The sequence below is a fragment of the Cellulomonas xiejunii genome, from assembly GCF_024508315.1.
Classification (GTDB): domain Bacteria; phylum Actinomycetota; class Actinomycetes; order Actinomycetales; family Cellulomonadaceae; genus Cellulomonas; species Cellulomonas xiejunii.
On the sequence record NZ_CP101987.1, the window covers coordinates 2,614,263 to 2,637,399 of the forward strand.

Genomic DNA, 23,137 nt, shown 5'->3' on the forward strand with positions numbered 1-23,137 from the left:
AGTAGTCTCATCCCGCACCCCTCCCCGGAACGGTGGTCCATGCACGTCGTCGTCGTCAGCGCAGCGCTCTGCGCGGCCCAGGCCCGCTCGACCGTCGAGGACTGCGTCCGGGTGATGCCGGACGCCACGACTGTCGTGCTCGACCTCGACGGCTCGTACGTACCCGTGGGCGTCGAGCAGGTCGTGACCACGAGGGATCTCGACGTCCCCGACCAGGCGATGCACCGTCTGGCCGCCACGCTGTCCGGCGCCGAGCTCGTCGCGGCCGCCCGGCCCATCGCCCTGACTGCGCTCGCAGGCCGACGGCAGCCAGACGAGATCCTGCTCTCGGTCGAGGCAGGTGTGCTTCTCTTCGCGGCGCCCGACGCGCTCGTCGCGGCCGCGGGACGCAGCGGAGCGGCCCTGGTGGTGCGCTCCGCGTTGCCCGTGCCGGACGACGACCGCAGCCCCAGCGCGGCCCAGGTGCTCGACGCCGGAACCTGCTCGACGGCGATGGTGGCGGTTCGGGTGGACCGTGCCGACGTCGTCGCGACGTGGTCGGCCGCCACCAGCCCCGGGGGCATCGGCGGTCGTTGGGTCGACGCCCTCGGTGGCGGCGCGACGCGTGTGGACGATCCCGCACTCCTGCTCTCGGCGTGGTCGCTGGAGCCCGGCCACTCGCTGACCGACGGCGAGCCACCTGCGCTGGACGGGCGCCCCCTCGTCGCGGTCGACCTCAGCCGACTCGACCCGGACCACCCGTGGCTGCTCGACGCCAGTCTGCCGGGCGACCCTCGCGGGCGTCTCAGCGACCACCCGGTGCTCGCCCGGATCGCCGCGGAACAGGCTGCGAGGTGGGCGGCGCAACCCACCGCCACGGCCTCACGCCTGTGGGACCGCACCGCCGACGGCATCCTCCTCGATCCGGCGATGCGTCGCCTCCTCGCGGCGCCGGGCGCACCCGACCCGTTCGACGAGTCGCGCACCAGCGAGCTGATCTCCTGGCTGACCGTGCCCACCACCGACGGCGGGATCGGGCGCTACCTCCGCGCGCTGCACGACCGCCCCGACCTGCGCGCCGCGTTCCCCCGCGTGCCCGGCCCCGATCTGCCCGGGTTCCTGTCGTGGGCCCGGACGCACGCCGTCGACGAGGGCTCACCCCCTCGTGTGCTCGAACCGGCGCTCGCGGCCGTCAGGCCGCGTCCCGTGCAGCCCGGACGCCCGGCGCCGGGCGTCAACGTCGTCGGCTTCATGCGCGGTGAGCTCGGGATCGGGGAGTCCGCCCGCCTCCTCGTGTCGGCGCTGGAGGCCGCTGATGTCCCGTACTCGACACGGACCGTCGACCGGCACCTCCTGAGCAGGCAGCGAGCGACGCACGGGGCGGACACCGCCGGCACCCGGTACGACACCACTGTCGTGTGCGTCAACGCCGACCTCACGCCCACGGTGCTGGCGTCGGCGCGCGACGTCGTGGACGGCACCTACCGCATCGGCATGTGGTACTGGGAGGTCGAGGACTTCCCGGAGTCGCTGCACCCGAGCTTCGCCGCCGTGGACGAGGTGTGGGTCGCCTCGCAGTTCGTCCGGGAGGCCATCGCCGCCCACTCCCCCGTCCCGGTGCACGTCGTGCCGCCTCCGTTGCCGCAGCGCGGGCCTGCCCCCCGCCTCGGGCGGGCCGAGCTGGGGCTGCCCGACGCACCGGTGGTGCTCTTCAGCTTCGACTACCTCAGCACGATGGAGCGCAAGAACCCCCTCGGTGTCATCGAGGCGTTCCGGCGCGCGGTCCCCGCCGGCAGCGGCCCCGTCCTGGTGCTCAAGTCGATCAACGCCCACCTGCGCCCGCTCGAGGCCGAGCAGGTGCGGCTCGCCGCATCGGACCGGCCGGACGTCCTGCTGCTGGAGGACTACCTCTCGGCCGAGGCCCGCGACGCGCTCGTCGCCTGCTGCGACGTGTACATGTCGCTGCACCGGTCCGAAGGACTGGGCCTGACGATCGCCGAGGCGATGGCCTGGGGCAAGCCGGTCCTGGCCACCGGCTACAGCGGGAACCTGCAGTTCATGACCCCCGCCAACAGCTACCTCGTGCCGTGGACCCCGACCCAGGTGCCGCCGGGGGCCGAGCCGTACCCGCAGGGGACCCGGTGGGCCGAGCCCGACGTCGATGCTGCCGCGGCCCTCCTGCGCGCGGTGCTCGACGACCCGGCCGACGCGGCGCACCGTGGTGCACGGGCCGCAGCGGACATCGCCGCGCTGCACTCGGCCACCGCAGCGGGTCGCGTCGTCGCCGGACGGCTCGCCCAGCTGAGGTCGACACGGCGTGGCCGTCCCCGCCGATACGAGCTCGCGCAGGCCCGGCAGCGGGTGGCAGCCATCCGCGCCGCGCTCGGCTGACACCGGTCGGCCTCGCGCAGAGGCACGCGGTCGCCCGGCGCACCGCGCGTGGTCTCAGCCCCCGCCCACCACGCGGCGCACCCGTCCCACGACGCGCCTCGACAGCTCTCGGGGACCACCCGCGGACAGGTAGTCCTTCGCGAGCCCGAGGTCGTCGCGCAGGCTCGGGCGTCGGCGCGTCCGACGCGACTGCCGCTCGTCCGCGCCCGCCGTGGACGGCACAGCGAGGTCGACGGCGCGGCGTGGCTGACGGCAGAACGCGACGAGCGGCTCGAGCACCCGCTGCCAGCGGTACTCCTGCGCGAGCGCGACGACGGCCTCACGGGCCGCGGACGCCGCCTCCTCGTCGAAGAGCATCTCCTCGAGTGCGCGCTCGAGCCCTTCGACGTCCTCCGCCTGCACGGCTCGTCCGAGTCCGCGTTCGCGGATGAGGCGCCCGAACGTGTCGCCGTCCGTCGCGACGAGCGGGAGCGACGCCCACATGTAGTCGAGGATGCGGGTCCGGAAGCTGAACTCGGTCTCGATGTGCTCGAAGTGCGTCGACACGCCGACGTCGGCGTCGAGCAGGTAGTCGGCCCGCTCCTCGTACGGCACCCAGCCCTCGTTGAAGAAGACGTGCGTCCCCTCCAGGCCGAGCTCGCGGGCCAGCTCCTGGACCTCCCAGGCGACGCGCATGCGCGGCACGCCCGGATTGGGGTGGGACATGCCCATGAAGAACAGGCGGACCTCGGGATGCCGCTCCGCGAGCCGTCCGACCGCGCGCACGAGGGTCAGCGGATCGAACCAGTTGTAGATCCCGCCGCCCCAGAGGATGACCTTGTCGTCGGGTCCGATGCCGGGCACCGCGCCCTTGATGCCGTGCTTGCGCTGCACGGGCGGGTGGTCCTCGATCCCGAACGGCACGACCGCCAGGAGGTTCTCCAGTCCGGCGTCCTCGTCGTAGACGGCGGGGCTGACTCTCCCCTGTCCGGCGAGCTGGCCCAGCCAGAAGTCCCGCTGCTTCGACGACGCGCACATGAGGAAGTCCGCGCGACGCAGCTGCTCGTTGAGCGCGTACGTCGTCTCCGCCACGGCCCGCACCCGCTCCCGCGGCTCGAGGTCCTTGGCCTGCTCGAGCTGCTCGAGGTGCATGGGGTCGTAGATGTCGGCGACCACGATCTTGTCGCTGTCCTTGATCCACGGCGCGGTCTCGAGCAGGAAGCCCTGGAAGATGATGACGTCGGCCCACTCGGTCGGCTCACGCAGGCCGGCACCGGCTGCGTACTCGACGGAGAAGTCGGGGCTGGTGCGCCGCGCGCCGCCGGTCGAGACGAGCCGCACGTCGTGGTCGGGAGCCAGGGCGCGAGCGATCTCCCACGCACGGATCGCGGGCCCTGCCATCCGCTCGAGCAGCGGTTCGCCGGTGACGACGAGGACGCGGTGACGGGCGGTGAAGTGCTCCTCGATGCCGAACGCGCGCACGAGGACCTCATGGGCCTCGAGGTACGAGGGCATGCCGTACGCAGGCTCCATCGCCTCCCGGAACAGCGGGAAGAGCTCACGGTCGCTGCGCCGCCGCCGGGCCTGCAGGTCGCGGCGCGTCTCGATGAGGGAGGGCAGCTGCTCGACGAGGTAGTCGATCGCGAAGGTCCCGGTCAGGCCCATCTTCGGCACCTCGAGGATGCCGACGTCGTCCCCGCCGGGTGACCGCTGCAGGTCGAGCGCGGTCGCGTCGACACCGGCCCGCGCGAGCGAACGGCGAACCGACAGCGCCATCGCAGCGGGCAGCGCGCGGGCCAGCGACTCGTCGTCGTAGTTCTTGTAGATGCTGAGCAGCGCGTTCCGCTCGAGAAGGTAGCTCTCGCGGAAGTCGCCGAACTTCTTCATCGTCACGTGGTGCTTGTGGAACGCGACCGAACCCGGCACGTAGCGCACGCGGTGGCCGAGGAGGTTCAGGCGCCAGCCGAGGTCGACGTCCTCGTAGAACATGAAGAACCGCTCGTCGAAACCACCGACCTCGCGATACAGCTCGGCCCGGACGAACATCGCGGCCCCGGTGCCGAAGAGGACGTCCTTGGGGGTGTCCCACCGGCCGGTGTCGGGCTTCTCGACCTCCCGCTTGTAGCCCATGCCGAACCACGTGAGCGACCCGTCCACGTAGTCGACGAGCCGTCCCTCCCAGTCGAGCACCTTGGAGGCGACTGCCCCGATGGTCGGGTCCTGCTCGAGCACCTCGACCGCCGCGGAGACCCAGCCCCGGTCCGGGCGCGCATCGTTGTTGAGGAACGCGACGTACTCCCCCGTCGCGTGCTGCACGCCGAGATTGCAGCCGCCCGCGAAGCCCAGGTTGCCGCCGGACTCGATGACGCGTGCTTCCGGCACGGCGGCGCGGATGCGGTCCGCACTGCCGTCTCCGGAGTCGTTGTCGACGACGAGGAGCTCGAGGCGGTCCGCCGCCCAGTCGACGTCACCGAACGCCCGCAGCGCGGTGATCGTGTCGTCCGCACCGCGGTAGTTGACGAGAACGACGGAGACGACCCCCGGTCGCAGGGTCGGCACCAACGCGTCGCTCATCCGTTCCTCCGTAGCAGCTCCAGGTCGTGGTCCACCATCCGTCCGACGATCTCGCTGAACGGGACCGTGGGTGACCAGCCCAGCTCGGCCAGCGCCTTCGAGGCGTCGCCCACCTGCTCCGCGGCCTCGGCGGGCCGCACGAACGAGGGGTCCACGCTGACCCGGTCCCGCCAGTCGGTCACCCCCGCTCGCTCCATGGCGGCCGCCACGAACTCCTCGACGCTGTGCGTGCGGCCGGTCGCGATGACGAAGTCGTCCGGGCGTCCGTGACGGATCGTTCGGACCATCGCGTCCACGTAGTCGGGCGCCCACCCCCAGTCGCGTCGCACGCTCAGGTCGCCGAGGACCAGGGTCCCGGCGCCCTCGTGCGCGATCCTCGCCGCGGCGGCGGTGATCTTGCGGGTGACGAACGTGACCGGACGCAGCGGCGACTCGTGGTTGTAGAGCACGACCGTCGCGACATGCAGGTCCCGGCTGCGGAACACGGCCGCCATCTGGTGCGCGTACGCCTTCGCCGCCCCGTAGGGGGACAGCGGTGCCACCCGCGTGGACTCGTCCTGCGGCGTGCGGTCCGGGTTGCCGAAGATCTCGGCGCTCGAGGCCTGGAGGACCCGGACCGGACGGCCCGTGCCGTCCTGCAGGCGCCGCGCGGCCTCGAACACGTTGACCGCACCCAGACCCGAGACCAGCCCGGTCTGCACGGGGTGCTCCCAGGAGTACGCGACCGAGCTGATGCCGGCCAGGTTGTAGACCTCGTCCGGCCTGACCTCGGCGAGGAGCTCGGAGATGCGCTCGCCATCGGTCAGCTCACCGACGTGCAGCGTCACCCCCCCGGGGAGGGCCGGGGCGTGCGACGCCGCCTCGTCGGCGGAGCGCACGAGCCCGTGCACCTCGACCCCCTGCCCGGCGAGCACGCCGGCAAGGATCGTGCCGTCCTGCCCGGAGATGCCGGTGATGAACGCCCGTGTCACCTGATCACCGACCAGCCAGAGCGCGCTGCTCCTCCAGGTCGTTCTCGATCATCATCGTCACGAGGCCGACGAAGTCGACCTTGCGCTCCCAGCCGAGCTGCGCGTGCGCCTTGGCAGGGTCGCCGATGAGGAGGTCGACCTCGGCGGGCCGCATGAACCGCGGGTCCTGCTTGACGAGCGGGGCCCAGTCGTCGATGCCGACGTGGCGGAAGGCGATGTCGAGCAGCTCACGGATCGAGTGCGTCTCGCCGGTCGCGACCACGTAGTCGTCCGCCTCCGGCTGCTGCAGCATCCGCCACATGGCCTCGACGTAGTCACCGGCGAAGCCCCAGTCGCGCTTCGCGTCGAGGTTTCCGAGGGTCACGTGCTCCTGCAGACCGAGCGAGATGCGGGCCACGGCCTGCGTGACCTTCCGGGTGACGAACTCCGGGCCGCGGCGCGGCGACTCGTGGTTGAAGAGGATGCCCGACGACGCGTGCATCCCGTACGACTCGCGGTAGTTGATGGTCATGTAGTGACCGAAGACCTTGGCCACGCCGTACGGCGACCGCGGCCACAGCAGCGTGCTCTCACGCTGCGGGACCTCCTGCACCTTGCCGAACATCTCCGAGGACGAGGCCTGGTAGAAGCGCACCTTCGCCGGGTCGTCCTGCGAGTAGAGGCGCACGGCCTCGAGGATGTTGAGCACGCCCTTGCCCGTCACCTCGGACGTGAGCAGCGCGTTCTCCCACGAGTACGCGACGAACGAGATGGCGCCGAGGTTGTAGACCTCGTCCGGCTGCGCGACGTTGAGCGCGCGGATGAGGCTCGACATGTCCGTGAGGTCACCGGTGACCAGCTGCACGCCGGGAACGACGCTCCGCACGAGGTCGTACTTCGGGTTGTTCTGTCCGCGGATCAACCCGTAGACCTCGTAGCCCTTGCCCAGCAGGAGCTCCGAGAGGTACAGGCCGTCCTGACCAGTGATTCCGGTGATAAGAGCGCGGGGCATGATTCCTCGTCGACGTCGGGGAGCGGTCACCCCACCCTAGCGTCGTCCGCGGGCCGGGCTGCACGGCGGTGGCACGTCCTATGATCGTCCGGTGCCTGACCTGCCCGCCACGCCCGACCTGCCCGCGAACGACGAACGCGAGACGCTCCGGCGCCAGGTGGTGCAGTGGCGCAGGTTGGCGTTGACGACCTGGGCGGACGCCGTGGCCGAGGCCCGGTACGACGAGGACGGACGACCGTTGCTGGACCAGAGCGCCCGACTGGCCGCCGAGCTGGCCGCGGTGCACTCGACGCTCTCGTGGCGTGTGACCCGCCCCCTGCGCGCGGGCCGACGCGTTGTCGCGCGCCTGCGCGCGCGCTCGTGAAGAGGACGGCGGCGGGCGCGCTGCTCACGGCGCTCGACCAGCGCGTCGCCGCGGTCGCCCGCGCGGTCGGTGTCGACGTCGAGGAGTCCAGCGATCCCGGCGCCACGGCCGCCACGCTCCTGCCGCTGCTCGTCGCCCGCGCGCGCCAGGCCCCGCGACCGGACGTCGCCTGGCTCCTGCTCACGGCCGTCCGGGCGGCCATGCCGAGCTCCGCGGACGTCCTGGCCCTGCGCCGCGACCTCGAGCTGCTCGACGACGAGGACGCCACTGCCCGGCTGCTCGCCGACGTCGTCCGGCACCCGCTCCGCGGCGCGCTCGAGCTCGAGCTCGACGTCGTCCAGGGCGTCGTCGTCAACGCCGACTTCTGCGCCCGGCACGACATCCACACGGGAATCCACCGGGTCGTGCGCGAGACCCTGCCGCGCTGGTCGGGCGACTTCACCGTCACCGCGAACGTCGACGAGTACACGGCACTGCGGACGCTGGCACCCCGGGAGGTCGAGCGGGTGCTGCGCTACGGGCAGGAGTCGCAGGTCGACCCGGCCGCGGAGCGCGCCTACCGTGCACGCCTGGTGGTGCCGTGGCGCGGCGTGCTCCTCGTCCCCGAGATCCCCGACACGGCGTTCGGTCCAGCGCTGGCGGCCCTCGCCGAGCACTCCGGCAACGCCCTCGTCCTCATCGGCTACGACATGATCCCCGCGGTGAGCGCCGACCTGCGTCCACCGGTCGACGCCGTCCGGTTCGGTGCGTACCTCACGGTCGTCAAGCACGCGGCGTCGGTCGCCGCCATCAGCGCGTCCGCGGCCGCCGAGTTCGCGGGTTTCGCGCACGCCGTCACCGCCCAGGGACTGCCCGGCCCCCGGGTGCACGAGGTGGTCCTGCCGGCGGACGTCCCCGTCCCCGTCGACCCGGCGCAGGACGGCGCCGCGCCGGGCGGACGCCCACGGGTCCTGTGCGTGGGGAGCCACGAGCCCCACAAGAACCACGACACCGTCCTGCACGCCGCCGAGCGGCTGTGGCGTGCCGGTCACGAGTTCGAGCTCGTGCTCATCGGTGGCCCCGGCTGGCGCAGCGAGGAGTTCTCCCGTCGGATCGAGCACGTCCGCTCCCTGGGCCGACCGGTCACGCACCTCGGCCGCGTCACCGACGACGAGCTGTGGCAGGCGTTCCGCGACGCGCGCTTCAGCGTGTTCGTCTCCCTCCACGAGGGTTTCGGACTGCCCGTCGCCGAGTCGTTGGCGTGCGGCACGCCCGTCGTCACCTCGTCCTACGGGAGCCTCGCCGAGCTCGCGCGCGACGGCGGGTGCCTGACGGTCGACCCGACCGACGACGACGCCGTGACGGAGGCGATGCACGCTCTTCTCACGTCACCCGACCTGCTCGAACGCCTGCGGGGCGAGGCGCGGCAGCGCCCCCGGCGGACCTGGGACGACTACGCGAGGGACCTGTGGCGCACCGTGACGACCGCACGCGAGGAGCAGATGTGAGCCTGCTGTCACGGCGTGCTGCGCCGACGAGCCTCGTCCCGACCTGGAACGCCCGGTTGCGGACGCTGTCCGACGCGCTGGGGGCGTCCCCGACGCCGCACTGCCGAGGGACGAGGGACCTCGTGCGCGCCGTCGAGGGCCTCGTCGAGCCCCGTGACCGCGGGCAGGTCTGGCTCGCGCTGGCAGTGCTGTCCGGGGTGCTCCCCGAGGACGCCACCGTCGTGCGGACCGCTCGCCGGCTCGAGCTCGACGGCCCCGGCGCCCTCTGGCGTGAGGTCGAGAGCGCCGCGACGGCTGCCTCGATGGCCGCCGACGTCCGGGTCGTGGTCGGCGCCCACGTCGTCGACGTCAACCACACCGTGTCCACCGACCTGGCGACCGGCATCCAGCGCGTCGCCAAGGAGACCGCCCGGCGCTGGTCCGCGACGCACGACGTGCTCCCGGTCGCGTGGACCGACGGGTTTCTCGCCATGCGCGAGCTGGACGCCGTCGAGAGCGCACGCCTGACTCCCGGGCGCGACCCCGCGTCGCCGGGCATCGTCGTCCCGTGGCGCTCGACGGTGCTCGTCCCCGAGCTCGCCGCCGAGCACAGTCGCTCGCACCGGCTGCTCTCGCTCGCTCGGCACTCCGGCAACCGCACGGGCGTCATCGGCTTCGACTGCGTCCCGCTGACGTCGGCCGAGACCACCGCGACCGGGTTCGCCTCGGTCTTCTACGGGAACCTCGCAGCCGTGCGGCACTTCGACCGCGTGGCGGCGATCTCGGACGCCGCGGCCACCGAGTACGAGGGCTGGCGGCGGATGCTGGCCGCCGTGGGGTCGAGCGGGCCGGACATCCGCGCGGTGGCCCTGCCCGCCGTCGCACCGGCACCGACCGCGGACGACCTCGTCGCAGCCAGGGACCGGTTCTGCGTGGGTGACCTGCCGATGGTCCTCGTCGTCGGCAGCCACGAACCCCGCAAGAACCACCTCGCCGTGCTGCACGCCGCAGAGCGGCTGTGGCGGGAGGGCGTCGAGTTCAGTCTCACCTTCATCGGCGGGAACGCCTGGGGGTCGGACGAGTTCGCCGGACGGCTGGCCGCTCTCGAGCGCGCCGGGCGCCCCGTCGAGTCGGCGTCACGCGTCCCCGACCCCTTGCTGTGGGCCGCCTACCGCCTCGCACGGGTCACGGTGTTCCCCTCGCTCAACGAGGGCTTCGGGCTGCCCGTCGCGGAGTCGCTCGCCGCGGGCACGCCGGCGATCACGTCGGCCTACGGGAGCATGCGTGAGATCGCGGCCGACGGCGGCGCGCTGCTGGTCGACCCGCGCGACGACGACGACCTCACCGACGCGCTGCGCCGGGTGCTCGCGTCCGACGACCTGCACCGCGAGCTCGTGGCGGCCTGTGCCGCCCGGCCGGCGCGCACGTGGGACGACTACGCCGACGAGGTGTGGGAGCTCCTCACCGCGCCCGTCGGCGACTCGCTGTAGCGCGTCGCCCGGCCGTCAGGGGAACCTGGCCTGCGCCCGGTTCCAGTACTCCTGGCTGCCACCGATCATGCCCGGGATCGTGAAGTCGCCGCGCCCCGACATGGCGGGCAACCAGCTCGCGATCCCCGACGGGTCCAGGCCCCGCCCGAGGAACCGCTGGTAGTACGCCAGCAGCCGCTGCGTGCCCGCCTCCGGTGACCGCGCGATGCCGGCCACGGCGGCCCCACGCCCCTGGCGCTGGGCGACTGCTGCCCACTCCGCCGTCTCCGCCGCGGAGGCGGGTCGACCCAGGAGCGCCGCGTACATCCCGGCGACCCACGCCCTGGTGTCGCCGCCGCCGAGCACGTTGAGGGACTCCTGGCTCGCGAAGATGCCGATCTGCAGGTCCGACACCGTCGCGCCGCGCTCCATGTAGCCCACCCAGTTCGCGAGGCCCTCGGGCTCCGGACCGCGCCGCAGGGCTCGCACGTACTCGGTCGTCACGAGAGCCTGCAGACGCTCCTTGGAGTTGACGATGCCGTCGGCGACGAGCCGCGGGTTGTTCGTCGTCGCCACGACGTTCGTCCAGTTGGCCAGCCCTGCGGGCTCGGGCTCGCGCCCCAGGACGTCGTTGTAGAGCGCTCGGACGACGGCCTCGGCCTCGTTCCGCGCTCCCTGCCCCGTCACCGTGAACCAGTCGCTCTTCAGTCCGAGCCTGCTGCGGACCGTGTCACCCGAGAAGGTCGAGGTGCGACCGGCGGTGTCGACGACCACCACCTGCTGCACGCGGCCGCCGTCGGCACCGAGCCCGCTGCGTGCGTTGACGGCGATCGAGCGGATCTGCCCCGTCCCGAGCGCACTCGCGACCCGGGACGCCGCCACGGAGACCGTCCACGAGCGGTTGGGGTTGGACGACGTCGCGTCCCCGAGGTCCTCGACGGCGGGGAAGACCCCGCCCGCCGTCCAGCCCCCGGTGGACGAGCTGTACTCCGCGCGTGCCACGGCCCCCGCGGCCGTGCGCATGACCTTCCCGGAGGTGTCGGCGACGGCGGTGTCCGTCCGCGCGTCCTCGAGCACCTTCACGGCCTTGCCGTAGAACTGCTCGGCGTGACCGCCGTACACCTGGCAGGCGGTCGTGTCGCACGTCGTGGCGCCGCTCGTCGGCCGTGAGGACGCGAGCGCGTAGCTCCGGGCCGCGACGGCCTGCGCGCGCAGCCCTTCCGCCCCGCGCCCACCACCCAACCCCGCCCACGACGCCGGGACCTCCCGCGGCAGGACCCCGCGCAGGTAGTCGTCCACGGAGACGTCGTTGAGCAGGTACGAGGTTCCCGACCGCTCGACCACGCGCAGCGAGCCGCGGTACATCGTCCACCGGTCGGCCTCGCAGACGGTCGGTGCCCCGTTGGCCGTCGCGATCACGGCTCCCGACTCCACCCCGCTCTTCCACAGCGTCCACGGACCGCCGCAGGAAGGACCGGTCCTGACGTCGAACCGCCCGCCCCCGGTCCGCTCCACCAGCACCGCGCGTCCCCCGGTGACGACGCCACCGACCGCGATACCCGGCCCCTCCACCACGACGCTCCTGCCGGTGTTGCGGGTCAGCTCGACCGACAGCGCCGGGTTGCCGGCGTCGCGGGCCAGCGTCGCGCCGCCGTAGTAGTGGCGCAGGATCCTCTCGTGGTCCCAGCCCAGGTCGACGGCGTATCCGAGGGCGCCGTACTGGCCCATGCCGCGCCCGTGGCCGAACCCGCGACCCGTGAAGGTGACGGTGCCGGGGTCTGCGGCAACGGCGGGCGTGACCGCCACCGGGCCGACCACACCCGCCAGCGCGACGGCGACGGCGACGGCTGACGTCCTGACCCAGGTACGCATGATCCTCCTGCTCGGCCTTCTGCTCACCAGTGGACCACGGCGAGGCACGTGCGCAGCACCCCGCACGCGGGGGCTTCGTCATCTGCATCGGCCGTCTCGGCACCGACTTGAGCCTCCGGTAGGATCGGACGTCGCCTACCGTGACGTCACCGAGAGCACAACGGCGCCCTGCCGTGCGGTGAGCGCGGGACGACGCCCGTGGCCTGGCTCACCGCGAGCCCGGCCGGCACCCTTCCACCACAGTGACGCCACGGGCGCCGGCGCGCCACACACGGCCTCCGTCCGACCACCTGAGCGAGCAGGAGCCCAGCAGCACATGAGCACGCCGCAGACGCTGCCCGAGGACCTTCGCGACCCCTCAGAGCCCACCGCTGCGGCGGCGCCCTCAGCAACCGAGCCCACCGCCGCCGCCCCCGCGGCGGCCGAGCGTGCGCCGTCACGACGTCGCACGATCGCCCTCGAGCTCGCCTGGGCGGCCGGGGCCGCGGCCGTCGCCCTCGCCGGCGCGGCCCTGACGTTGCGACTGTGGCGGGCCCACCTCAACGTCCCGTTCTCCGGCGGCGGCGACGTCATGCTCGCGCTGATGACCGTGAAGAACATGGAGACCGGCGGCTGGACACAGTTCGGTGCGGGGCTCGGCGCACCGTTCGGCCAGGACCTCGCCGCCTACCCGAGCTCCGTGGGCGACCTGTGGCACCTCCTCACCCTGAAGCTGCTCTCGCTGGTGCTGAGTCCCGCCGCGACGGTCAACGTCTTCTTCGTGGGCGGCTTCGCGGTCATCGCCCTCTTCGCCTACGCCGCGCTGCGATCGCTCACCGTCTCGCGCCCGCTCGCCTGCGCACTCGCGGCCGTGTACTCGTGGCTGCCGTACCACTTCCTGCGCGGGGAGTCCCACCTGTTCCTCTCGGCGTACTACGCCGTGCCGGTCGCGGTCGCGCTCGCCGTCGCCCTCTACGCGGGGCGGGTGGACGTGTGGCGTTCGCCGCGCCGGTGGCGGGTGCGTGAGTGGGGCGTCATCGTGTCGGCGGTGCTCGTCGCGGGGACGGGTCTGTACTACGCGGTGTTCTCGGTGGTGCTCGTCGTCGCGGCCGGCCTGCTCGCCGCGATCGCCCACCGCAGCTGGCGCCCCGCCCTGACGGCCGGTGTCCACACCGGAACCGTGCTGGTCGTCCTCGCGCTCGCCGCGCTGCCCAACCTGCTGTACGAACCCGAGCCCGGCAGCGGGTTCGCCATCGACGGCCGCTCGTACGGCGCGACGGAGTTCTACGGGCTGAAGATCGCCAACCTCCTGCTGCCGCTCGGCCGGCACCGGATCGCCGAGCTCGGGTCCCTGCGCGGAGCGACCGTCGACTCCCCGATCCCTGGTGAGGGGTCCGAGACGCTCGGCGCGCTCGGCGCGCTCGGTCTGGTCATCGCCGTGGTGGCCCTGCTCGTGCCCATCGGCGCACGGGCCGTCGCCCCGCTTCTCGCACGCCTGCGCGCGCTCGGTGCGCTGACCGTCGTCATGGTGCTCGCCGCCACAGTGGCAGGACTCAACAGCGTGCTCGCCGCTCTCGGCTTCGCCGAGCTCCGCGCGTGGAACCGCGCCTCCGTCGTCGTCGCGTTCCTCGCCCTCGCCGCGCTGGGGCTGACGCTCGACGCGCTGCTCACCCGGGTCACCCGTGAGCGCGCCCGCCGTACCGCGGCGGCCGTCACCGTCGCCGCGGCGGGGCTGGTCGGCGCGGTCGGGCTGTACGACCAGACCTCCGACGCGATGGTCCCGGACTATGCGGGCACCGCCTTCGGGTGGAACAGGGACATCGACTACTTCCGCGAGGTCGAGGCCAAGCTCGGCAGCGAGGCGATGGTCTTCAACCTGCCCTATGCGCCGTTCCCCGAGCACCCGCCGATCGTGAACATGGCCGACTACAGCCACCTGCGTGGCTACATCCACTCGAACCTCTCGTGGAGCTACGGCGGAGTGAAGGGCCAGGAGGCCGAGTGGCAGCCCACGGCGCTCGGCGACGGCATCACGGCCGCGTTGCCGCGGCTCGTCGCGGCGGGCTTCGACGCGGTCTACGTCAACCGCCTGGGCTACGCCGACCGGGGTGCCGCCATCGAGGCGGAGATCCGCGCCGAGACCGGGTCCACCCGGCCGGTCGTCAACTACGACGCGACGCTGGCCACGTACGACCTACGCGCCTACGGCGAGCGGCTGCGGAAGGCCGACGCACTCCCGGACCCGGACAGCGTCCTCGAAGGGCCGCGGCTCGTGATCGGCGAGGGCGTCTACGGCGTCGAGGAGGTCGACGGGACCCGGTGGAACTGGGCGGAGCAGCAGTTCCAGGTCGGGATCACCAACCCCGGGGACGAGGATGCCCGGATCCGGCTCACGGGCGAGATCGTCGTCGCGTCGCCCGGTGCAGAGGTCGCCTTCCACGTCGCGGGGCGCACCACCGCGGTCGTCGCCGGTGCCGACGGCACCGCGAAGCTCGACCTCACGGTGAGCGTGCCCGCGGAGTCCCTCGTCGAGGTCGACGTCAGCACCGACAGCATGCCCACGCCGGGCTCACCCGGTGACGTCCGCAGTCTGTACGTCCGTCTCGTCGAGCTGGACGTCGCCCCCGCCTGAGCAGCACGACTTCGGCCCGGCGCCGAGGCTCACAGCTATGCTGAGTGCCGCCCACCACCTGAGGAGCTCTTCGCAGTGAACGACGCGCTCGCGGCCCGCCGCGACAACATCCTGGCCGACGTCCGAGCCTTCGCGCAGGAGGCCCTCGCAGCACGTGAGTTCGTCCCCGGAGAGTCGAGCGTCCCGGTCTCGGGCAAGGTGCTGGACGCGGACGACATGGTCGCCCTGGTCGACTCGTCCCTCGACGGCTGGCTGACGGCCGGCCGCTGGACCAACGACTTCCAGGACCAGCTCGCCGCCTACGTCGGCACGCGCTCCGCCCGATTCGTCAACAGCGGCTCGTCCGCCAACCTCGTCGCCCTCTCGGCCCTGACCAGCCCCAAGCTGGGACGCCGTCGCCTGCAGCCGGGCGACGAGGTCGTGACCGTGGCCGCCGGTTTCCCCACGACGCTCAACCCGATCATCCAGAACGGCCTGAAGCCGGTCTTCGTCGACGTCGAGCTCGGGACGTACGACGCCATCGGGGACCAGCTCCGGGAGGCGATCGGGCCCCGCACCCGCGCGATCATGATGGCGCACACGCTGGGCAACCCGTTCGACCTCGACCTCGTCCAGGAGCTGTGCAAGGAGAACGACCTGTGGCTCGTCGAGGACTCGTGCGACGCGCTCGGGTCGACGTACCGCGGCCAGCGCACGGGTTCCTTCGGCGACACCGCCACGGTGTCGTTCTACCCCGCCCACCACATCACCACCGGTGAGGGCGGCGCCGTCTTCAGCAAGAACCCTCTCGTGACGCGTCAGGTCGAGTCGTTCCGCGACTGGGGCCGCGACTGCTACTGCGAGACCGGCCAGGACAACACGTGCGGCAAGCGGTTCGGGTGGTCGCTGGGCGACCTGCCAGCCGGCTACGACCACAAGTACACGTACAGCCACATCGGCTACAACCTCAAGGGCACCGACATGCAGGCGGCGCTGGGCGTGACCCAGCTCGCGAAGATCGACACGTTCGTCAAGCGGCGCAAGGAGAACTTCGCCTACCTGCACGAGCGCCTCAGCGAGGTCGAGGGCCTCATCCTGCCGGTCGCCACGCCGAACTCCGACCCCGCGTGGTTCGGGTTCCCCATCACGCTCGGCGCCGACCTCGACGTCGACCGTGAGGAGCTCATGCGCTACCTCGAGTCGAAGAAGGTCGGCACGCGCCTCATCTTCGCCGGCAACCTGCTGCGCCAGCCCGCGTACCGCGGGATCGACCACCGTGTCGTCGGTGACCTGCGCAACTCGGACGTCGTCATGAACCGGTCGTTCTGGCTCGGTGTGTACCCCGGACTCACGGAGTCGATGATGGACTACGCCGTCGACTCCGTGATCGAGTTCATCGAGGAGCAGGGCGAGGGTCTCTGATGCACTACCTCGTCACGGGCCACACCGGCTTCAAGGGTGCCTGGCTCGCGCTCCTCCTGCACGAGCTGGGGCACGAGGTGTCGGGCCTGGCGCTGGATCCCGCGCCGGGTTCGCTGTTCGAGCGTGCGCGCGTCGGCGAGCTGCTGACGGCCGACCACCGGGTCGACATCCGTGACGCTGCCGCCACGCGCGACGCGCTCGCCTCGACCGCGCCCGACGTGGTGCTGCACCTCGCCGCCCAGCCCCTCGTCCGCGAGTCGTACCGCGACCCCCGGACGACGTGGGAGACGAACGTCAACGGGACGTACAACGTCCTCGATGCCGTCCAGGCGGCGGGCGGCGTCCGCGCCACCGTCGTCGTGACGACCGACAAGGTCTACCGGAACGTCGACCAGATCTGGGGATACCGGGAGTCCGACCCCCTCGGGGGGTTCGACCCGTACTCGGCGTCGAAGGCCGCCGCGGACCTGCTCACGCAGTCGTGGATCGTCAGCTCGGGGGCGGCGACACCGACGGCGATCGCCCGCGCGGGCAACGTCATCGGGGGCGGCGACGTGTGCCCCGAGCGCCTCATGGTCGACCTCGTCGCCTCGTTCAGCGCCCGCCAGCCCGTGCGGTTGCGCTACCCCGATGCCGTGCGTCCGTGGCAGCACGTGCTCGACTGCCTGCAGGGCTACCTCGCACTCGCCGACTCCCTCCTCGCGGGCAACCACGCCGGAGAGGCGTTCAACTTCGGGCCGGGCACCAGCTCGTTCGTCCGGGTCGGCGACATCGCGGCGTCGGTCGCCAAGCTCTGGGGTGACGACGCCCAGGTGGTGGTCGACCGCGGCGACGGTCTCCACGAGGCAGGGCTCCTGGCCCTCGACTCCCGCAAGGCCGAGCTCGAGCTCGGGTGGAGCGACCGGCTCACCCTCGACGACGCCCTGGCCTGGACCGTCGAGTGGTCCCGGGACGTGCTCGACGGGGCTCCCGCCCGGGAGCGGACCGTCGCCCAGATCACCGAGTTCCTGCAGAGGGGAAGACAGCACGCATGAAGAGCGAGGACGTCCTGACGCACCACCGCGGGAGCGACATCGTCATCGTCGGTGCGGGTCCCGCCGGGCTCTTCGCCGCGTACTACGCCGGCTTCCGCGGCCTCTCCGTCACGGTGGTCGACGCGAACCGTGAGCCCGGGGGGCAGGTGAGCGCCCTCTACCCGGCGAAGATCATCCACGACGTCGCCGGGTACGTCGGGGTGAGCGGCGCCGACCTCGTCACGGGGCTCGTCGAGCAGGCCGCCGCCTACTCCCCGACGTTCATCCAGGACGCGAGCGTCGTCGACCTCACGCGCGACGAGCGCACGGGCATCCTGTCGGTGTCGCTCGCGGACGGCCGGACCCTTGACGCCCGAGCCGTCGTCCTCGCGACCGGAGCGGGCAGCGTCCGCCCGCGCGCGCTGCCCGCGGGGCACGGCTGGGCCGGCCGAGGAGTCACCTACGTCGTCACGGATCCGCAGGCGCACGCCGACGAGGACGTCGTCATCGTCGGCGGCGGCGACACGGCGCTCGACTGGGCGATCCAGCTGAGCCCCATCGCCCGCTCGGTGACCGTCGTGCACCGGCGTCGGCAGTTCCGCGCGCACGGCTCGCAGATCGCACGTGCCGAGTCGCTCGGGGTCGCGCTGCTGACCGAGAGCGAGGTCCAGGCCATCAACGGTGACGACGTCGTCCGTTCCGTCCTCGTCCGGGACGGCGAGGGCGCGGAGCGCGTGCTCCCGGCCGACACGGTCATCGGGGCGCTCGGTCTCGTGACCGGCCCCTCCCCGTTCGCGTCGTGGGGCATCGACCTCGAGGAGCGCAAGATCCTCGTCGACGCCGGTATGCAGACGAACCTGCCCGGCGTGTACGCGGCCGGTGACTGCACGACGTTCCGCGGCAAGGTGACACTCATGGTCACAGGGTTCGGCGAGGCTGCGACGGCCATCAACAACGCGGCGGTCTACGTCGACCCCGACCTGTCCTTGATCCCGGGGCACTCGACCGACGAGTGAGCACCCCTGGTCGTCCCCGCGTCACGGCGCGGGGACGACCGTCACGGCGCGGCGACGACCGTCACGGCGCGGGGACGACCAGGACGCTCTCGAGTCGGTCGCGCACCCCGTCGGCGACAGCGGACCAGTCGTAGGCGGCCTCGACGGCCCGACGCGCGAGCTCCGACCGGCTGTCGGCTGTCGCCGACCGGGCCAGCACCGCACCGATCATCTCCGGGAAGTCGCCGAGGGCCGACACCTGGACCGTGCCCTCTGGCATGCGCAGGCCCCGCAGGCCGACCGGCGTGCTCACGACCGGCACCCCTGCTGCCAGGTACTCGACGACCTTGAGATTCGTGCCGGAACCGGTCATCAGGGGCGCGAGGGCGACGTCCGCGGCCGCCAGCATCGTCAGCTTCGCGGCGTCGGACACGACACCGAGCGGGAAGACGTTCGGCGGCGTCACGCGACGCCGCAGCGCACCGGTGTGACTCCCCAGAAGCACGAACGCGGTGTCCGGCACCTCGGGGGCCATCGCGCAGATCGCCTCCGCCGCCTCGATGTTCGGCAGGTGCCACGACCCGACGAACATCGCGACGTGCCGCAGGTCCGAGCCGGCGCCCAGCGCGCGCAGGCGAGCCAGCCAGCGGTCCCGCTGGACCACCCGGGCCGCCATCGGGGTGTACGGGACCGAGCGCAGGTCGACACCGTTGGGCGCCGCGGCGAACTTCTCCGCCGGCGTGCCGTAGAGCGCACGCAGCTGGGCCGCGTCCTCCTGCGAGACGGTCAGGACGAGCGACGCAGCATCGCAGGCTGCGGCCTCCACCCGGCGCACCTCGTCGAGGAGCTCGTCACGGACGGTGGTGTGCGGCAGCATCTGCGTCTTGAGGTGCAGCTCGCAGTTGTAGGCGTCGTAGATCACCGGCACACTTTCGGGCCGCACGTCGGCGACCACCGGGTACATGAACGGGTCCGCGAGCAGGACCGCAGCGGCTCCGCGCAGCAGGTCGGCGAGCGTGCGCGCGTACTCGGGGGTGAGCGCCGACAGCCGCCCGGCGACGATGTCCGTCACGGGCAGGGCCGCGAGGTCGGTGATCCGCTGCTCGGCGTCGTGGTGCTCCCGTGTCCGGGGGACGACGTGCTCGGTCATCCCGGGCGCGATGAGCCGCGCCGACGGAACGGTACCCGTCGCAGCCTGGCAGACGATGTGCACGTCGTACTGGTCCGCGAGCTCGCGGTAGAGGTGGTAGGCGCGCAGCTGTCCGCCGTTGCGGGGCGGCCAGACCGGGAACGTCGAGGTGACGACGAGACGCGGACGCCCGTCCCCGCCCGACGCGCGGTCGGCGTGGTGCGCCACCGGTCGAGCAGGCGGCGCGGTCAGGGCGTCGGCGACGTGGGACCACGAGATGTGGGACACGGCGCGTCGCGCCAGCTCCGCGGTCCGCGGGCTGCCCGCGAGGCGTTCGATCTCGGCGAGCCCTCTCCCGACCGCGCGAGGCGTCGGCTCGACGACCGCGCCGTTGAGACCGGGCCGGACGAACTCCGTCGGACCTCCGGAGTCGCTCGCGGTGAGGACGGGCTTGCCGGAGCGCATCGCCTCGTAGGTGATCAGACCCAGGTCCTCGTCCACCGGGATGAAGGGCACCCCGATCGCCCGGGCGTAGTGCGTGACGAGCTCCTCCTGCGACACCCGCCCCACGAGCTCGATGCGAGGGTCACCGGCCGCGAGCTCGGCGAGCCGCGGGGTCTCCGGTCCGGTCCCGGCGATGACGAGCCGGCGCGAGCCCGGGTAGTGCGCCATCGCACGCACCAGCAGGTCGAGCCGCTTGGGCGCGTCGTGCCGCGAGGCCGTGAAGAAGTACTCCCCCGGCTCCTCGTGCAGCCCGGTGAGATCCGAGGGCGGATGCACCACGCTGACCTGCGCACCTGTCGGGAAGTAGCCCTCACGCTCCGCCACGGTGCGGCTGATGGCCAGGTAGCGGGACGCCTCCGAGAGCCCGACGCGGTCCAGGGCGTGCACGAGCGATCGTGCCAAGGGCCCAGGGAACCGCAACGCAGGGTGCGCAGGGCCGAGCTCGCGCACGGCCTCGCTGAACTGGGCGAAGAGCGCCGGGACCGTGCTGCGCCGCAGGGCGGCGGCCGTGTCGACGAGAGCGCGCACGCGCGGGTCCGGGTCGTCGACCGTCGTCGGCTCGCCGAAGTAGCGGTAGCTGTCGTACAGGCCCCGCAGGGGGTGGAGCATGTAGACGACGTGCCGTGGGTGCTGCACCATCCAGGCGGGGTACTTGCCGGTGATGACCATGTCGAAGTGCGTGAGGTCGAGCGAGGTGAACGACTCGTACGCCGCCATGACCTCCGGGAGGTCGGTCTCCCGCACCGGCACCTTCAGGAGCTCGACGTCGTGCGGGCTGTCCGCGAGGAGCTGGTGGTAGAGCCCTGCCCACAGGGCCTCGGCGCCCCCGGGTCCGAACGGCACCGGGCTGGGCGCGACGATGGCGATCCTCACCGACTCAGCTCCGCTGTGCGCTCGACGGCGTCGAGGAGCTGCCTGCGGGCCCGCGCCTCCGTGAGCGTGCGAGCCTTCTCCTGGCCCGCGCGACCCAGGCGCGCAGCCAGGTCGGGGTCGCCCGCCAGCTCGGCGACCGCGGCGGCGATCGCGGCTCCGTCCGGCTCGACGACCAGTCCGTTGACGCCGTGCTCGACGAACGCGGTCAGACCGCCACCGTCACGACACACGACGACCGGTCGGCCGTACGCCATCGCCTCCCGCACCGTGAGGCCGTCGTCCTCGTCGTAGGCGGGTGCGACGACGCACAGCGCGTCGCGGTAGAGCCCGTCGAGCGTGGCGTCGTCGACGCGTCCGAGCAGGCGCACGTGCGGGGCGGGGGCCGGGTCCTCGTCACCCGCGGGCAGACCGAGGTTGAGCCACAGGTCCTGCGGTGCGACCGCCACGGGGTCGAGCGCACCGGTGGCGAACCGCGCGGCGAGGTCGCGCACGTAGGGCAGACGCCCGCCGTCGCCGACCAGCACCCCGGGGACGTCGCCCAGCGCCAGTGCCTGCACGGTGAGCTCGGTCCGCTTCGTGAACTCGTGCCGACTGACCGTCAGGACGTGGCTGCCGCCGCCGGCCTCGGCGTCGACCACCGGCGCCGCAGCCTCGTACAGGCTCATCGACAGGCCCGGACCGTGGAACTCGCCCAGCCGCTCCTGGACCCGGCGCGACCCCACGAGGAAGTGCCCGACGCCGGCGATGTCATCCGCCTCCGCGTGGCGCAGCAACGCGGAGGCCGCCCGGTGCAGCGCCGCGTCCGCGCGTCCGGCGGCGACCCAGACGTCCTCGAGGTCGTAGAAGGCGCGCTGGTGGTGGTAGAAGAGCGCCAGGTGGCGAGGGTGGCGCACCGCGTAGGACGGCGGCTGCGTGGACACGACGACGTCGTAGTCCGACAGGTCCAGCGCACGGAAGCGCTCGACGAGTGCCATGTGCGTGAACCACTCCGGGGCCTGTGCCCACACGAGCGGGTCGACCGACGCGCCGAAGGGCGTCCGTCCCAGCTCGGCCACGGCGACCTGCACCACGTCGACGTCGTGGCCGGCAGCCGAGAGGTCCCGGACGACCCGGTCGACGACGACCTCGAAGCCACCGCGGATCCCCCAGTCAGGCTTGACCAGTCCGATCCTCATGCGTCGTCCCCCTCGACCTGCTGCCGGTCGACGGCGGGCGTGGCGTTCAGCGCGCGGACCGAGGCGAGCTCCGCCTCGAGCAGCCGGACGCGGGCCTCGAGGGACGCGGTCGCGGAGGACGCGGTCGCTCCGTCGCCGGACGCGGGCCCGGTGGAGCCCGCGCCCGCAAGGCCGTCGAACTGGTCCTGGAGCGCGAGTTCCGCGGTCGCCAGCTGTGCACGCAAGGCGTTCGCCTGACGCTCGAACTCGTCGAGTGCCTCGTTGTGCACCTGGAGCAGGGTCTCGACGGCGTCGGCCAGCTCGGATCCCGCGGCCACGATGCGGTGCGTGAAGAGCCGCGACCCGCGCAGCAGCAGGCGCTTGGGGAGCGCGAACCGCGTCCCGGTGACGACGGGCTGGGAAGCGAGCAGCTGCCTGGCGTGGTGGATGTGCCCGAGGCTGTGCTGGGCAAGCTCACCGACGCGGCTGCCGACGGTGACGGAACCGCCCGCCGCAGGGACGTCCGCACCTGAGGCACGGAGCGTGACCTCGGTCATCACACGGAGCGCCTCGACGTCGGTGGTCTGCATCGCCGCGTTCTCGCGGGGGGAGTTCATGTGGCTCGTTCCATCTTCCGTCGTCATGTACGAGATCTCGGGTGCCGTGCGGGGGCGACGGCTGCGGGAGACTGCAACGGTGCCCCACGACGTCGGACCTGCGGATCTGCTTCGGCTGTGATCTCCCTCACCGGCACGGGCGACCGGTCCGGCCGAGGGGACGAGTGCGCCTCATCCCCGGACCTCTTGCTTGCGTGCGAGCCACGGCGCGTCCGCAGGGCGCAGGGCGCCTCCGACCCGCCGCCAGGCGGCCACGGCCGTGACAGCCGCCACGGTGATGCCGTTCTCCACCGTACCGTCGAGACACCCGCGGAGGACCTCGTCAAGGCCGCACCACCGGCGCTCGAGCTCGGCCTCCTCGTCCGGTCCGCTGAACCACTCGTCCGCGGGGACCGCCTCCAGGTCGCGCGCGAGGAGGATCCGGATCGTCTCGTCCGTCGACCCCGGCGACGTGAGGACGTCGACGAGCGTGTGCCAGGAGCGGGCACGCAAGCGCCCCTCCTCGTACAGCTCCCTCTCCCCTGCTTCGCGCGGCGCCTCCGTGGTCGAGTCGAGCAGCCCCGCCGGGACCTCCCACAGGCGCCGGCCGACCGGGTGCCGGTACTGCCGCACGAGAAGCACCCGGTCGTCCTCGTCGAGCGCGACGATTCCGACCGCTCCGGGAAGCTCCACGACGTCACGCTGGGCGGAACCGCCGTCCGGCATCTCGATGACGTCGGAACGCAGCGCCGTCACGCGGCCGCGAAACACGGGCGCACTGGAGAGGACCCGGTACCCGTGCTGC

Annotated in this window: 16 protein-coding genes; 8 read left to right on the forward strand and 8 right to left on the reverse strand. The window is 72.6% G+C overall.

The annotated features are described in order from the left end of the window. The first annotated feature begins 39 nt into the window (after positions 1 to 39). Positions 40 to 2,370 (forward strand): glycosyltransferase, encoded by a 2,331-nt coding sequence (locus tag NP048_RS11925; protein ID WP_227575814.1) that lies wholly within the window; start codon positions 40 to 42, stop codon positions 2,368 to 2,370. 54 nt (positions 2,371 to 2,424) lie between these two features. On the opposite strand, the gene NP048_RS11930 is transcribed toward NP048_RS11925, so the two are convergent. The 3 genes from NP048_RS11930 to NP048_RS11940 are packed head-to-tail and all read right to left on the reverse strand — an operon-like array spanning position 2,425 to position 6,885. Continuing rightward, the gene (locus NP048_RS11930) at positions 2,425 to 4,923 is read right to left on the reverse strand and encodes a glycosyltransferase (protein WP_227575815.1); all 2,499 of its coding nucleotides are present in this window, start codon (positions 4,921 to 4,923) and stop codon (positions 2,425 to 2,427) included. After that, entirely contained in the window at positions 4,920 to 5,894 is a 975-nt protein-coding gene (locus NP048_RS11935) for a GDP-mannose 4,6-dehydratase (protein WP_227575816.1), read from the reverse strand. Before NP048_RS11935 ends, NP048_RS11930 begins: the two co-directional genes overlap by 4 nt. A 4-nt stretch (positions 5,895 to 5,898) precedes the next feature. After that, positions 5,899 to 6,885, reverse strand: a complete 987-nt coding sequence (locus tag NP048_RS11940) for a GDP-mannose 4,6-dehydratase (protein ID WP_227575817.1) — start codon at positions 6,883 to 6,885, stop codon at positions 5,899 to 5,901. Positions 6,886 to 6,976: 91 nt separating this feature from the next. On the opposite strand from NP048_RS11940, the gene NP048_RS11945 reads away from it, so the two are divergent. Genes NP048_RS11945 through NP048_RS11955 form a run of 3 tightly spaced genes read left to right on the forward strand, consistent with a single transcriptional unit; the run spans position 6,977 to position 10,205 of the window. Next, complete coding sequence (locus NP048_RS11945; protein ID WP_227575818.1) at positions 6,977 to 7,249, forward strand: hypothetical protein; 273 nt, start codon at positions 6,977 to 6,979, stop codon at positions 7,247 to 7,249. Then, complete coding sequence (locus tag NP048_RS11950) at positions 7,246 to 8,736, forward strand: glycosyltransferase family 4 protein (protein WP_227575819.1); 1,491 nt, start codon at positions 7,246 to 7,248, stop codon at positions 8,734 to 8,736. Before NP048_RS11945 ends, NP048_RS11950 begins: the two co-directional genes overlap by 4 nt. Next, the gene (locus NP048_RS11955; protein ID WP_227575820.1) at positions 8,733 to 10,205 is read left to right on the forward strand and encodes a glycosyltransferase; all 1,473 of its coding nucleotides are present in this window, start codon (positions 8,733 to 8,735) and stop codon (positions 10,203 to 10,205) included. The genes NP048_RS11950 and NP048_RS11955 overlap by 4 nt, the downstream gene beginning before the upstream one ends. A 15-nt stretch (positions 10,206 to 10,220) precedes the next feature. On the opposite strand, the gene NP048_RS11960 is transcribed toward NP048_RS11955, so the two are convergent. After that, positions 10,221 to 12,056: a SpoIID/LytB domain-containing protein gene (locus tag NP048_RS11960; RefSeq protein ID WP_227575821.1), complete on the reverse strand. Its 1,836-nt coding sequence runs from the start codon at positions 12,054 to 12,056 to the stop codon at positions 10,221 to 10,223. Positions 12,057 to 12,372: 316 nt separating this feature from the next. Here NP048_RS11960 and NP048_RS11965 point away from each other — a divergent pair, with 316 nt between their 5' ends. The 4 genes from NP048_RS11965 (at position 12,373) to NP048_RS11980 (ending at position 18,097) form a co-directional block, all read left to right on the forward strand. Continuing rightward, positions 12,373 to 14,667 (forward strand): hypothetical protein, encoded by a 2,295-nt coding sequence (locus NP048_RS11965; protein WP_227575822.1) that lies wholly within the window; start codon positions 12,373 to 12,375, stop codon positions 14,665 to 14,667. Positions 14,668 to 14,742: 75 nt separating this feature from the next. Further along, complete coding sequence (gene rfbH, locus NP048_RS11970) at positions 14,743 to 16,068, forward strand: lipopolysaccharide biosynthesis protein RfbH (protein WP_227575823.1); 1,326 nt, start codon at positions 14,743 to 14,745, stop codon at positions 16,066 to 16,068. Continuing rightward, positions 16,068 to 17,102 carry a CDP-glucose 4,6-dehydratase gene (rfbG, locus tag NP048_RS11975; RefSeq protein WP_227575824.1) on the forward strand — a complete coding sequence of 345 codons (1,035 nt, stop codon included), beginning with the start codon at positions 16,068 to 16,070 and terminating at the stop codon, positions 17,100 to 17,102. Before rfbH ends, rfbG begins: the two co-directional genes overlap by 1 nt. After that, entirely contained in the window at positions 17,099 to 18,097 is a 999-nt protein-coding gene (locus tag NP048_RS11980; RefSeq protein ID WP_227575825.1) for an NAD(P)/FAD-dependent oxidoreductase, read from the forward strand. The genes rfbG and NP048_RS11980 overlap by 4 nt, the downstream gene beginning before the upstream one ends. 61 nt (positions 18,098 to 18,158) lie before the next feature. Here NP048_RS11980 and NP048_RS11985 read toward each other — a convergent pair whose 3' ends face one another. From NP048_RS11985 to NP048_RS12000, 4 genes are all read right to left on the reverse strand, one after another. Continuing rightward, entirely contained in the window at positions 18,159 to 20,582 is a 2,424-nt protein-coding gene (locus NP048_RS11985) for a glycosyltransferase (protein ID WP_227575826.1), read from the reverse strand. Beyond that, positions 20,579 to 21,757, reverse strand: a complete 1,179-nt coding sequence (locus NP048_RS11990; RefSeq protein ID WP_227575827.1) for a glycosyltransferase family 4 protein — start codon at positions 21,755 to 21,757, stop codon at positions 20,579 to 20,581. The genes NP048_RS11985 and NP048_RS11990 overlap by 4 nt, the downstream gene beginning before the upstream one ends. Then, complete coding sequence (locus NP048_RS11995) at positions 21,754 to 22,353, reverse strand: hypothetical protein (RefSeq protein ID WP_227575828.1); 600 nt, start codon at positions 22,351 to 22,353, stop codon at positions 21,754 to 21,756. Before NP048_RS11995 ends, NP048_RS11990 begins: the two co-directional genes overlap by 4 nt. A 171-nt stretch (positions 22,354 to 22,524) precedes the next feature. Continuing rightward, the gene (locus tag NP048_RS12000; RefSeq protein ID WP_227575829.1) at positions 22,525 to 23,103 is read right to left on the reverse strand and encodes an NUDIX domain-containing protein; all 579 of its coding nucleotides are present in this window, start codon (positions 23,101 to 23,103) and stop codon (positions 22,525 to 22,527) included. Positions 23,104 to 23,137: the final 34 nt, after the last annotated feature.

Bases quoted from the DNA above. Each gene is read 5' to 3' on its own strand.
- NP048_RS11930 (WP_227575815.1), bottom strand. From the start codon at position 4,923: ATGAGCGACGCGTTGGTGCCGACCCTGCGACCGGGGGTCGTCTCCGTC.
- rfbG (WP_227575824.1), top strand. From the start codon at position 16,068: ATGCACTACCTCGTCACGGGCCACACCGGCTTCAAGGGTGCCTGGCTC.
- NP048_RS11925 (WP_227575814.1), top strand. From the start codon at position 40: ATGCACGTCGTCGTCGTCAGCGCAGCGCTCTGCGCGGCCCAGGCCCGC.
- NP048_RS11965 (WP_227575822.1), top strand. From the start codon at position 12,373: ATGAGCACGCCGCAGACGCTGCCCGAGGACCTTCGCGACCCCTCAGAG.
- NP048_RS11940 (WP_227575817.1), bottom strand. From the start codon at position 6,885: ATGCCCCGCGCTCTTATCACCGGAATCACTGGTCAGGACGGCCTGTAC.
- NP048_RS11980 (WP_227575825.1), top strand. From the start codon at position 17,099: ATGAAGAGCGAGGACGTCCTGACGCACCACCGCGGGAGCGACATCGTC.
- NP048_RS11960 (WP_227575821.1), bottom strand. From the start codon at position 12,056: ATGCGTACCTGGGTCAGGACGTCAGCCGTCGCCGTCGCCGTCGCGCTG.
- NP048_RS11995 (WP_227575828.1), bottom strand. From the start codon at position 22,353: ATGAACTCCCCCCGCGAGAACGCGGCGATGCAGACCACCGACGTCGAG.
- NP048_RS11990 (WP_227575827.1), bottom strand. From the start codon at position 21,757: ATGAGGATCGGACTGGTCAAGCCTGACTGGGGGATCCGCGGTGGCTTC.